Origin of the sequence: Caldicellulosiruptor changbaiensis (assembly GCF_003999255.1) — a bacterium.
GTDB classification, from domain to species: Bacteria; Bacillota; Thermoanaerobacteria; order Caldicellulosiruptorales; family Caldicellulosiruptoraceae; genus Caldicellulosiruptor; species Caldicellulosiruptor changbaiensis.
Window position 1 is genome coordinate 415,843 of record NZ_CP034791.1, and the last position, 12,554, is coordinate 428,396.

Below are 12,554 nucleotides of genomic sequence, written 5' to 3' on the forward strand. Positions count from 1 at the left end.
TCCACCTCATACCTTTACATTAAACTCCTGCTATAATTATATCACAAAAATTTTCGAAGAAGGAACAAAATTGCCAAGTATTAAAAGTATTGTGTTAATCATTTCTTCTTTTAACTCTTTCGGGTAAGTGTAGATATTTTGTGATTCTTCATAAGGAAAAGAGGTAATTTCGTTTGCAAATACTTTTTTCATTCTCTTAAGATAGTCTTTTGGAATTCTAAACACTCCAACTGAAATATCTACAATCTTATCAGGGTTCAACTCTCCGAAAACCTGGTTCAAAAATCTTTCATAGACCATTTTCCAGTCTTCAATATACAAAATTGGGTCAAAACAAAGCCTTACTTTCCAGCCATTTTCTGTAGCTTTTTTAATTGCAGAAAGTCGTGAAGACAAAGAAGGTGTGCCATGTTCAAACTTTTCTACAATTTCTTGAGGAGACAGTGTCCACGCTAAAATTACATTATCTTGAGGTTTCAAGTTTTCTAAAGCTTGGAAGTTGGTACTTTTTGTTCTGATTTCAATTGTCAAGTTTTGCTTTGAAGCTGCGTATTCAATCCATGCAGAAGAAAATGGCGCAATTTTTTCAAGTGCTAAAAGGTCTGTTTCGTATGATACAGAAAGATACAGCGGCTTATTTTTCAAAACAGCATCAATCTCTTTGAAGTAATCTTCGATGTTTACAAATATTACTACATTTGCAGAGGAATACATTCCTTTTAAAAAGCAATATTCACAGCTGTAAATACAGTTCAAAATGTTGCTTATATAAAAAAAGTTACTATATCCAAAGTTGTGGCAAATTGAAGGGCCGGGATAGAGAAACTCTCCCCATTTTTTTGCAAGTATTAGTTTTTTGCTCTTTTCCTGAAGAGAATAATTTTGCCCTGCTCTGCAGAAAACTTCTTTGTAGTTATCTATTTTAACTATTTGAGATCTTCGCAGGTTCTCTAAAATCTTTATTGTAACAGGATGAGAAAGAACGTCTTTTTCAACATAAACATGAGAAAAGTGTTTAGCTATGAAGGATTTTTCTGAGCTTGTCAAAGTAATTTTTGCCCTCCTTTTTAGAGTTTATTTGAACTTCAAAAAATTCAAAAATAGAATCAGGTAGTTTTTTATGCCTTATTATATAGTCTTTTAACAAACTTTCAAGCTCATTGGTCATATAAGTTGTAAGATGTAAACTGTTTTTTAGTATATTTACAAGTAGATGTATATTATCAATTTCAGGCGTATTGTTACAAAATTCAAGATTTAATTTTAAGAGGGAATTTATCAGATTTTCTATGTGAGGAATACTTTGTTTTATCAGATTTTCAACTTCAGTAGGGTCTATCTTTTCAAAGTCCAAAAAATCATAAACAACCTTGATGCAGTGAACATTGTGCAGGGGCAAAAAGGATGAAGCTGCTTCGAAAAATCCAGCGCCTTCCATGTCAACTGTATCCCCTTCAATTTCAAGTGGTAAGCTGTCTTTTTTCACAGGATGCATAAAACTTTCGAGTGATGCTTCTTTCATGCTATGCTGAATTAAAATATCTGGATAAAATCTCCTTTTTGAGTAGTGATTTATTATCTTGTTGCAAAGAATAACATCGCCTTTTGAAAAGGCATTTTCCACAGCTCCGCAAATCCCAATGTTCAGGGCTATATCTTTACTACCTGCTCCAAACTTTGTCAAGGCAAATGTTGTTGCAATACTGCTCTTTACAATTCCTTCCTTGCTTTCTATAAGAAGAATATCATTGCCAGAAAAAATTTGAAATTTTGAAGGTTCATATAATTTCTTCAGGCCGAAATGTTTTATCAAAGCTTTTGCTTCTGCATGAAAAGCAGTGACAATGTATATCATTAAAAGCTCGCTCCTTCTGTTGCTGTTTGCAGCTTTCAGATTCCAATTTCGATTATACCATATATCAAAATTCTCTGATATTGTTTGAAAGCACAAACTTTTGATTTCCTTGAAGTTTAAAAATATAAAGTAGCTTTCACAAAGTTAAAAAGTGCTATAATAAAAAATAGCACTTGACAGTAGCTTATTTGTTTTGCGTCCTCTAAAATAGGGGACCAATCCCTTTTGCTTGACTGCCGGGGGTGTTTTATTGCCTGTTGGATATTTTCTACATCTTTTATGCGCTCTTGTATTTAAATGTATACAATTTTATTAGAAATATGGATAAATTGCAAGAGATTAAGAAGAGTATATGAAAGAGGAGATGAGATTATGGATTTTCTTATATGCAAAGTACCAGAAGAGATCGAGAGAGAAGAAAAGCTTGGCAATTTTTGCTTGGCTTTGAGATTGATAGACAGGTGGCTGGCTGATGAAAGAATCACTGAGGTACAAAGAAAACGTCTAATGTACGAGAAGAATAGAATAAACAGAATACTCGAAAGTTATCCTTTTGATGAAGAAACTGCTTTAAAGAAGGCAATGGAGCTGATTGATTCTTTTTCTCGAGAGGAATTTTATCACCTTTTGTCAGAAGGGTATCTTGATTACATAGTAGTTGAAGGAAAAAGAAGATTCGAAGAACGCTTTGTTCACAATATAGCTTTTGCTCTTCCATCATACAGAGAAAGACTCAAGAAAGATCCTGTTGCACAGAAAGCAAGAGAACTGCTTGACAAGAGATTAGAAGAATTGACGCAAGGTGGCCCTCCCAAAAGATACCGAGTACGTGCAAAGATGACTGTTGCTATCAAAGACGATGCAGGTCATTTTCGTGTTTGGCTTCCATTTCCAAAAGAAGAGTTTCAGGTTTGCGATGTGAAACTTGTTTCAGCAGGCCACAGAGACTATTTTCTTGCAGACAATAAGGTTTCACAGAGAACTATTTATTTTGAGGGCAAAGAAAAAGAATACTTTGTTGAGTTCGAGTACACTATAAATGAGTGGATAAACAAAGTTGATCCAGAAAAGGTTGAAAAAAATGATTTGGATGAATTTCTTTGTGAACAGCCACCTCATGTGGTGTTCACGCCATACCTGAAGCTTTTAACCAACGAAGTAGTTGCTGGCGAGAAGAATCCCTATTTAAAAGCAAAGAGAATCTTCGATTGGATTACAAAGCATGTTAAATATTCCTATGTTCGACCATACGCAACCTATGAGAACATACCACAGTATGTTGCAGAAAACTTGAAAGGAGACTGTGGCTTTCAGGCTTTGCTTTTCATCACTATGTGTCGAATTGCTGGAATACCTGCACGATGGCAGTCTGGCTGGTACATAAATCCTCTTATGGCTTCTCCACATGACTGGGCATTGTTTTACATCAAGCCTTACGGTTGGCTTCCGGCAGACCTTTCATTTGGTGGGGCAAGACGGGAGAACGAAAAACTTCGCAGTTTCTATTTTGGTAACTTAGATGGTTTTAGGATGGTTGCAAATTCAGATTTTATGAAAGATTTTGTGCCGAAACCAAATTTTCTGCGATTTGATCCTACAGATAATCAGCTTGGTGAGGCTGAATCTTCATCTGGGAAAGTTAAAATTGAAAGCAAGATTGAGGTAATCTCTTTTGAAGAAATCTGAAAAGAGGGGGTATAAATTACAAATGAGCAAGATAGTAAATGTGAAATTTGATGTCAAACACTACAAATATGACAAGCCTTTTCACATCACTGGAAGCATATCTTCTGAGACAAGAAACGTGGAAGTAGAAGTGTTGCTTGAAAGTGGTGCCAAAGGCTGTGGTGAAGCTGCGCCTTCGTTTAGGGTCAATGGAGAAAAGGTTGAAATGCTCACTGCACTTGAAGCTTATGTAAGAGATTTGCTGGTTGGACTTGATGTGCGGCAGTATCGAAAGATCTTTGAAATAACAGATAAGCTATTTGCGGTGCCAAGTTTGAAGGCTGCCATTCAATATGCTGTTTTGGATGCTTTAGGTGAAGAGACGGATATTCATGTCTACCAACTTCTTGGAGGAGCATTGAAAGAGATTGAAACAGATAAAACAGTAGGAATTGATACAATTGAAAATAGAGTTAGAGAAGCAAAGAAGATCTTTGACTCGGGCTTTAGGGTCATAAAGATAAAGGTTGGAGAAAATTTGAAAGAGGATATTGAAGCAATGTTGGAGATTTACAAGGTGACCAAAGGTGCAAAATACATTGTAGATGCAAACATGGGATATACACCAAAACAAGCTGTGGAGTTTGCGCAGCAGGTTTACAGAGCTGGAATAGACATAGCGGTGTATGAACAACCGGTTGTTTGGAGTGATATTGAAGGGCTTAAATTTGTCAGATTTCACGTTCCTTTTCCTGTTGCTGCCGATGAGTCTGCCAAGACAAAGTTTGACGTTATGAGATTGATACGTGAAGAAGCTGTTGATTATGTGAACATAAAGCTAATGAAATCTGGAATAAGCGATGCTCTCTCCATTGTCGAGCTTGCAAGGAGTGCTAACCTCAGGTTAATGATAGGATGTATGTCCGAATCAAGCGTGGGGATTAATCAGAGTGTTCACTTTGCCCTTGGAACTGGAGCGTTTGACTTCCATGACCTTGACAGTCATCTGATGCTACAAGAGCCAGAGTTTAGAGGTAAATTTATTCAAAATGGAGCTAAGATCATTGGGTATTAAGTTATAATCTCAGTATTGACACCTCAAAAATTGTAGTATAAAATAAAAGTGCACTAAATCAGTATACTTTAATTAGGCAAGGGTGAGTAAATGAGACTTACGCAAGCATCCGACTATGCACTCAGAATAGTGCTTCACCTTTCAAAGAAAAAAGGGAATGGTAGTTGAGGCAGACACTATCTCGGAAGAAGAAAAGATTCCCAAAAGATTTTTGTTGAAAATATGTAGGGATTTGATAAAGGCAGGAATTATAGAATCCGCACGGGGCAAAAATGGAGGTTATATCCTTGCTAAAAATCCTGAAGACATAACAATGAAAGATGTGATACTGGCGGTAGAAGGTACCTTGGCTTTGAACAGGTGCCAGATAGACCCTTCTGCTTGTAGTAAAAGAGCTACTGGGTATTGCGCTGTGCACAAAGCTTTTTGTTCAGTGATGGAGATTGTTGCGAAGGAGTTTGAAAAGTATAACTTTGCTGAGCTTGCAAAAATGGATGGAAACTAATTTCAGTTTCCATCTTTATTTTGTAAACAAAAGTATACTAAAATAGTATACTTTTAAAATATGAAAGAATCAATTAATATCGCGGAAGAAACAAGCACTGGCTGATGGTGCTTTTGGACTGGCGCTTGGATTGCCTTTACATCTTTCAATTCCACCTTTTATAACAGGAAGCAAGCTGGTGACAGAGATTCTGACAGAAAAGTTGCCAGACATAACTGGAGGACGGCTGATTATAAATAATGATGTAAAATCTTCTGCTGATGAGCTTGAAGGTATCATCCTTCAGCGCAGAAAAGATATGGGTATCTAAGTGAAGAGGTGTGTGCCAGTGAAGAGAATATGGGTAGAGCTGGGTGTATGTCCGGCTCTACATCTATCCTCTGCTCTATAGTTACTCTAACAATTGAACAAGATGGGGATAAATCTTCCCTTTTGAAAAGGGAAGATTTTTTTTATTTTGTCATTAAGTTTGGCTCATTTTACATTCCAGAGTTTAATTTACTTCTTTCCACAGGTAATTGACACAGAATTCTTTTGAGCGTAAAATATATAGCATGCAAAATATTCTTATACGAAATATTTTAAATTGAAAGGGGCGCAAAGATGGATGATATAAGCAAAGGACTTAAGATAATTGAGCTTGTGAAGGAAATAATGAAAATAACAAAGAAAATAGCAAGGCACCAGTTTGACCAATTTGACATCACAGCACCTCAGGGGATGCTTCTGGGGCAGCTGATTCGCCATGGAAAGATGAAGGTGAGCGATTTGAGCAAAAAAATGGGGCTATCTAACAGCACTGTCTCAGGAATAATTGACAGGCTTGAAAAGCAGGGGATGGTTCAGAGAATAAGAAGTCAAGAAGACAGAAGAGTTGTGTATGTTGATGTCACACCAAAGTTCAAAGATGCTTTTGAGAAAAATTTCAAGGATATGGAGAAGAGGTTTGAAGAAATACTCAACAGGGCAGACGAAAAAGAGATAGATACAATATTAAATGGCCTTGAAACCTTAAAAAAGGTTTTAGATAGGTATGTGCACAAATAGAGTTTTGTCTACAATAGCTATTTTGGCTAAAGATCCAAAAACTAACAAAGAAGGTGAGATAACTTGACAAAACTGGCAAGATACTTGAAACCATATGTCTTCCTACTCTTTATGGTCATCTTTTTTGTAGTAGTTCAGGCGATGAGCGACTTGTCCTTGCCTGATTACATGTCAGATATTGTCAACAAAGGTATCCAGCAAGGTGGTATAGTAAATGCAGTACCAGAAGCTATAAGAAAGACACAGATGGATAAACTCTTGCTCTTTGTATCAGATAGAGATAAGGAAAGAATTTTAAATGACTACAAACTAATTGATAAGTCAAGCAGTGAGTATGAAAAGTATTTGAAGAAATACCCCATTTTGTCCAAAGAAGCTGTATATGTATTGAAAAAAGTTGACAAAGAAGAGATAGATAAACTGAATATACCCATGGCAAAAGCACTTTTAACAGTAGCAGGGATTGAAAAGGCAAAAGCAAATGCAAAAAATGGCGTAATTGAATTCAGTGGCAAACAGATTCCAGCAAATGTAGACCTTTTCATGCTTTTGAGCCAGCTTCCAAAGGATCAGCTTCTTAAAATTAGGGATGAGATAGACAAAAAGTTTTCTTCTTTAGGTGATAACATGGTAGTGCAGGCAGCAGCTGCTGTAATTAAAGATGAGTATAAAAAGATTGGGATTGATACAGGTACCATTCAAACAAACTATATATTGCGCATAGGACTTTTGATGCTTCTAATTACTCTTTTGAGCGCATTTTCTACTGTGATGGTTGCATTTTTTGGTTCAAAGGTTGCAGCTGGCGTTGCAAGAGATTTAAGGAAAGACATTTTTACAAAAGTAGAGAGTTTTTCAATAGCTGAATTTGACAAATTTTCAACGGCTTCTTTGATTACAAGAACAACAAACGACATTGCTCAGATACAGATGCTTCTTGTAATTATGATAAGATTGGTATTTTATGCGCCTGTGATGGGCGTTGGAGGAGTGTTCAAGGCTCTTAGCAAAAGCCATTCAATGTCGTGGATTATAGCTTTGGCAGTTATAATTCTTTTAGGGCTCATAGCTGTACTTTACACAGTTGCAATGCCAAAATTTAAACTTATGCAAAAACTCATTGACAGGCTGAACCTTGTTGCAAGAGAAAACCTCTCTGGTATTATGGTTGTCAGAGCATTTAACAGTGAAGAGTTTGAAAAAAAGCGGTTTGACGATGCAAACAAAGATTTAACGAGGGTTGGTCTTTTTGTCAACAGAACAATGGCAGTCATGTTTCCGACCATGATGCTTGTTATGAACGGAATTACACTTTTGATTGTATGGGTAGGGGCTCACCAAATTCAAAACTCAAGTATGCAAGTTGGAGATATGCTTGCGTTCATGCAGTACGCTATACAGATTATATTTGCCTTTTTGATGCTATCTGCCCTGTTTATTATGATACCAAGAGCTTCTGTATCTGCACAGCGTATTGCTGAAGTACTATCAACAGAACCTTCTGTAAAAGACCCTGAAAATCCAAAAAGCTTTGATGAGAGCAAAAAAGGCATGGTTGAGTTTAGAAATGTTTCTTTCAAATACCCCGGTGCAGAGGAATATGTTCTAAAAAACATAAGCTTTACAATTTTACCCGGCCAGACAGTTGGCATTATTGGAAGGACAGGCTCAGGAAAAAGCACACTTGTAAATTTAATTTTGAGGTTTTATGATGCAACAGAAGGTCAAGTTTTAGTTGATGGGGTAGATGTGAGAGAAGTTAAGCAAGAAGACTTGAGAAAGAGAATAGGATATGTCCCACAGAAGAGCTGGCTTTTTAGTGGAACTATAAAATCTAATCTCAAATACGGCAGGGATGACGCAACAGACGAAGAGATTGTAGAAGCAGCAGAGATTGCCCAGGCGCTTGAGTTTATCAATGAAAAGCCCAACAAGTTTGATACCGAGATTGCTCAAGGTGGGACAAATGTGTCAGGTGGACAAAAACAAAGACTTTCTATTGCAAGAGCTCTTGTTAAAAAGCCTGAGATTTACATCTTTGATGAGAGCTTTTCAGCTCTTGACTTTAGAACAGAACTTGCTCTGAGAAGGAAACTCAGAGAAAAGTTGAAAGACAGCACAGTTATTATGGTTTCGCAAAGGGTTGCAACTATGATGCATGCTGACCAGATTATAGTATTAGATGATGGTGAGCTTGTTGGGATAGGAAAACACGAAGAACTTTTAAAAACTTGTCCAACCTATAGAGAAATAGCACTATCACAGCTGCCAGAGGAGGAGTTGCTGGTATGAATGAAGACAAGGGAACACAACAAAGAAGTGTGCATGGGATAAGACCTCGAAGGGGTATGGGCCATAGATCGCGTGGTTTTGTCCCCGGTGAGAAAGCAAAAGATTTTAAGGGGACTATGAAAAAACTTATAAAATATTTGTCTGCCTATAAGATTTCTTTCATAACTGTGCTGGTTTTGGCAATTTTGAGTACATCATTTTCGATTGCAGGACCCAAGATTTTGTCAAAGGCAATTACAAAGATCTTTGAAGGTATAATGAACAGAATAACCGGGCAGGGCAGCGGCATAGATTTTGAATATATTGGAAAGATTTTAATTATTCTACTTGTACTGTATGGGCTCAGCAGCATTTTCGGGTATTTGCAAGGATGGATAATGTCTGGTGTTTCAATGAAAATCACATACAGATTTAGAAAAGAAATATCAGAGAAGATAAATAGACTCCCTCTGAAATATTTTGAGAGCACCAACCAAGGTGAGATTTTATCGAGGATTACAAATGACGTTGATACAATTACACAAACACTTAATCAGAGCATGACACAGATAATTACCTCTGTGACAATGGTCCTTGGTGTGCTTGTGATGATGATCAGTATTAACTGGCTGATGACCTTGGTTGCACTTTTGATCATACCTGCATCTTCAATTATCATTGCCTTTATTATCAAATACTCTCAAAAATATTTTAGACAACAGCAAGATTATTTAGGACATTTAAATGGGCATATAGAGGAAATGTATGGTGGGCATCATATAGTCAAGGCCTTTAATGGCGAGAAAAAGAGTATTGAAAAGTTTGATAGCCTTAACAATACATTGTACAATGCTGCTTGGAAGTCGCAGTTTTTGACAGGTGTGATGATGCCGCTTATGAACATCATTGGCAATTTAGGATATGTAGTGGTAACCGTTCTTGGCAGCTGGCTTGTTATAAAAAATGCAATTGAGGTTGGGGATATTCAGGCGTTTATACAGTACATCAGGTCATTTACACAGCCGATTGCCCAGATTGCAAATATCTCAAACATCTTGCAACAGACTACTGCGTGCGCTGAAAGAGTATTTGAGTTTTTAGAAGAAGATGAAGAAGTGCCAGATACGCCAAAACAGATTAATCTTGAGGATATAAAAGGGGAGATTGAGTTTAGAAACGTCAGGTTCGGTTACAGGCCAGACAAGATTGTTATAAACAATTTCTCTGCAAAGATAAAAGCAGGGCAAAAGGTGGCAATTGTTGGACCAACTGGTGCTGGCAAGACTACCATTGTAAAGCTTCTTATGCGGTTTTACGATGTTAATGATGGTGCAATTTTGATTGACGGACATGATATAAGAGAATTTTCACGAAAAGACCTACGATCTTTATTTGGCATGGTTTTGCAAGACACATGGCTTTACAATGGAACTATTAAAGAGAATATAAAATACGGAAAGCCAGATAGCACAGACGAAGAAGTGATAAGAGCAGCAAAGCTTGCCCACATTGACCACTTTATAAGGACACTCCCACAAGGGTACGACACAGTGTTAAATGAGGAGACTACGAATATATCTCAAGGTCAAAAACAGCTTTTGACAATTGCACGTGCTATCTTGAAAAATCCAAAAATTCTTATACTTGACGAAGCAACAAGCTCTGTTGACACACTCACAGAAATCCAAATACAAAAGGCTATGGACAATTTAATGAAAGGAAGAACCTCCTTTATAATAGCGCACAGGCTTTCTACAATAAGAGATGCTGATTTGATACTTGTCATGGACCATGGCGACATAGTGGAACAGGGTACACACCAAGAACTTCTCAAAAAGGGTGGATTTTACGCGAAGCTTTACTACAGCCAGTTTGAAAAAGAAGAGCTGGCAAGTTAACAAGGAAAAATGCCTGAACAAACAAAAGTCCTGGGGCAAAACCCAGGACTTTTTTTCTTAAGGAGTTTCCTTGAACAGATAAGATCGACACTTTTTGTTCTTAGCTATTTAGAGTTTTCTTGTATAAGTTTGGTGTAACTCCAAACTTGTTTTTGAATTCTTTAATAAAATGAGAAATATTTTCATATCCTATATCATAACACACATTGGTAACATTTTCAAATTTTAATAGCTCTTTTGCTTTATTAAGTTTTAAATCTTTAATATATTCTTTCGGAGATTTCCCTGTGAACTTTTTGAAATACCTGGTAAATTCATATTCTTTCATGTTAAATTCTTTGGCAATATCTGAAATCTTTAATTTGCGCAAATAATTGGTGTTTATATAATCCAAGATATGATATATTTCTGAATTTTTATCGTTTATTATCTTCTCAGCACCTCTGTATTTGAAGATATCATATACAAACTCTTGAGTATATAAATCAAGGAGAAACTCTCTGTTGACTTTTCTGCTGAAGAATGTATCAACAATCTTTTTGTATGTCTCTGTCAAATCTGGGCTGTACTTTCCTACAAAAAGTACATTATTGACAATGCCAAGTTCATAAGGTTCAAACTCCATTTTTAGCTTGCTCAAAACGTGGTTCATTAAATAGCTGTCTATTTCTATAACTAATGCTTTAGTTTTTTCTTTAATTTCTAATTTAACTCTTGAATAAGGCGGCAAAATTACAAAACTATTACTATCATACTTAAATTTTTCAGAATCATTTATTTCCACATATTTATCTCCTTGTAGAATACTGCAAAATCTCAGATAGTTTTTTGATGAATAACTTGCTCTTATATAATTATCGAAATCATAGTAAAATACTCTAACATGTTCTGCCTCTAAAACAGATGTTGGTATTAGGTCACTTACCATTTCTATACCCCCGGCAAAAATGAAATATTATTTGCAAAAAAGAATTAGAAGAAGAGAAAAAGTGCATGTTAAAATTATAACAACATTTGCAGCAGATGTGGAGGGGTAAATGTGAAAACATATAGATTTTACATGCCACCTATTAGCTTAATGGGAAGAGGATGTTTAAAAGATGTTGGGCAAGAAATCAAAGGTCTCGGTTATAAAAAAGCACTAATTGTAACAGATAAAACGTTAGTAAAGATTGGTTTAGTTAAAAAAGTTACTAACATATTGGATGAAGCAAATATAAGTTATGTGATATTTGATGAAACAAAACCTAATCCAACAGTAAAGAATGTTGAAGACGGCTTAAAAGTGTTAAAAGATAATAATTGCGACTTTTTAATATCAATTGGAGGCGGCTCACCACATGATTGTGCCAAAGGTATAGGACTTGTTGCAACTAACGGAGGTTCAATAAAGGACTATGAAGGGGTAAACAAATCACAAAACCCGATGCTTCCTCTTGTTGCTATCAATACAACTGCAGGAACAGGCAGTGAAGTGACAAGATTTGCAATTATCACTGATGAGGATCGACATGTAAAGATGGCAATAGTTGACTGGCATGTGACACCACTTATTGCTGTAAACGACCCAGAACTTATGATTGAAATGCCAAAGTCGCTGACTGCTGCAACTGGAATGGATGCGTTAACACATGCAATCGAAGCATATCTTTCCACAGATGCAACACCGGTTACAGATGCTTCAGCCTTGATGGCAATTGAATTGATTTTCAAATATCTAAAAAAAGCTGTTGAAAATGGTAATGATATTGAAGCAAGAGAAAAAATGGCCTATGCTGAGTATTTGGCAGGGGTTGCATTTAACAATGCAGGTTTGGGCTATGTTCATGCAATGGCACATCAATTAGGAGGATTTTATGATTTGCCGCATGGAGTATGCAATGCAGTGCTATTACCACATGTTTTAGCATACAACTTAAAGGTAGTTCCACATAGGTTTATTGACATTGCAAAAGCAATGGGACTTGATGTAGAAGGGGTATCAGCTGAAAAAGCTGGTGAAATGGTAATTGAGGGCATTAAAGCTTTGTCAAAAGAAATAGGAATACCAGCTGGTTTGAAAGAATTAGGTGTAAAAGAGGAAGACATAAGGACTTTAGCTGAAAATGCTTTAAAAGATGCTTGTGGTTTGACAAATCCAAGACAAGCTACTGTAGAAGAGATAATGGAAATTTATAAAGCAGCATTTTAAAAAAATTTTTGAAAAAACTTAAAGGCGGGCGATTCTGAGGAAATTGC

General features: G+C 36.3%; 10 protein-coding genes and 1 pseudogene. 8 read left to right on the top strand and 3 right to left on the bottom strand.

The window, feature by feature from the left end:
- Positions 1-36 precede the first annotated feature (36 nt).
- Positions 37-1,047 carry an SPL family radical SAM protein gene (locus ELD05_RS01835; protein WP_127351136.1) on the bottom strand — a complete coding sequence of 337 codons (1,011 nt, stop codon included), beginning with the start codon at positions 1,045-1,047 and terminating at the stop codon, positions 37-39.
- Positions 1,016-1,855 carry a 5'-methylthioadenosine/S-adenosylhomocysteine nucleosidase family protein gene (locus tag ELD05_RS01840; RefSeq protein WP_127351137.1) on the bottom strand — a complete coding sequence of 280 codons (840 nt, stop codon included), beginning with the start codon at positions 1,853-1,855 and terminating at the stop codon, positions 1,016-1,018. Before ELD05_RS01840 ends, ELD05_RS01835 begins: the two co-directional genes overlap by 32 nt.
- Before the next feature lie 372 nt (positions 1,856-2,227).
- Here ELD05_RS01840 and ELD05_RS01845 point away from each other — a divergent pair, with 372 nt between their 5' ends.
- The 7 genes and pseudogenes from ELD05_RS01845 to ELD05_RS01875 all read left to right on the top strand — a co-directional run bounded on the left by ELD05_RS01845 (position 2,228) and on the right by ELD05_RS01875 (position 10,316).
- On the top strand, positions 2,228-3,541 hold the full coding sequence (locus tag ELD05_RS01845; protein ID WP_127351138.1) for a transglutaminase-like domain-containing protein: 1,314 nt from the start codon (positions 2,228-2,230) through the stop codon (positions 3,539-3,541).
- Between the two features lie 22 nt (positions 3,542-3,563).
- A complete protein-coding gene (locus ELD05_RS01850; protein WP_127351139.1) occupies positions 3,564-4,595 on the top strand; it encodes an L-Ala-D/L-Glu epimerase in 1,032 nt (343 codons plus the stop codon).
- A gap of 157 nt (positions 4,596-4,752) precedes the next feature.
- The gene (locus ELD05_RS01855) at positions 4,753-5,100 is read left to right on the top strand and encodes an RrF2 family transcriptional regulator (RefSeq protein ID WP_241243565.1); all 348 of its coding nucleotides are present in this window, start codon (positions 4,753-4,755) and stop codon (positions 5,098-5,100) included.
- 85 nt (positions 5,101-5,185) lie between these two features.
- Positions 5,186-5,410, top strand: a pseudogene (locus tag ELD05_RS01860) (anaerobic carbon-monoxide dehydrogenase catalytic subunit); the annotation flags it as partial.
- A gap of 293 nt (positions 5,411-5,703) precedes the next feature.
- Positions 5,704-6,147, top strand: coding sequence for a MarR family winged helix-turn-helix transcriptional regulator (locus ELD05_RS01865; RefSeq protein ID WP_127351140.1), 444 nt, complete (start codon positions 5,704-5,706; stop codon positions 6,145-6,147).
- A 63-nt stretch (positions 6,148-6,210) separates the two neighbouring features.
- On the top strand, positions 6,211-8,439 hold the full coding sequence (locus tag ELD05_RS01870) for an ABC transporter ATP-binding protein (RefSeq protein ID WP_127351141.1): 2,229 nt from the start codon (positions 6,211-6,213) through the stop codon (positions 8,437-8,439).
- Entirely contained in the window at positions 8,436-10,316 is a 1,881-nt protein-coding gene (locus tag ELD05_RS01875) for an ABC transporter ATP-binding protein (protein ID WP_127351142.1), read from the top strand. Before ELD05_RS01870 ends, ELD05_RS01875 begins: the two co-directional genes overlap by 4 nt.
- A 100-nt stretch (positions 10,317-10,416) precedes the next feature.
- On the opposite strand, the gene ELD05_RS01880 is transcribed toward ELD05_RS01875, so the two are convergent.
- Positions 10,417-11,244, bottom strand: coding sequence for a helix-turn-helix domain-containing protein (locus ELD05_RS01880; RefSeq protein WP_127351143.1), 828 nt, complete (start codon positions 11,242-11,244; stop codon positions 10,417-10,419).
- A 132-nt stretch (positions 11,245-11,376) separates the two neighbouring features.
- Here ELD05_RS01880 and ELD05_RS01885 point away from each other — a divergent pair, with 132 nt between their 5' ends.
- Entirely contained in the window at positions 11,377-12,507 is a 1,131-nt protein-coding gene (locus tag ELD05_RS01885; RefSeq protein ID WP_164742618.1) for an iron-containing alcohol dehydrogenase, read from the top strand.
- Positions 12,508-12,554 lie beyond the last annotated feature (47 nt).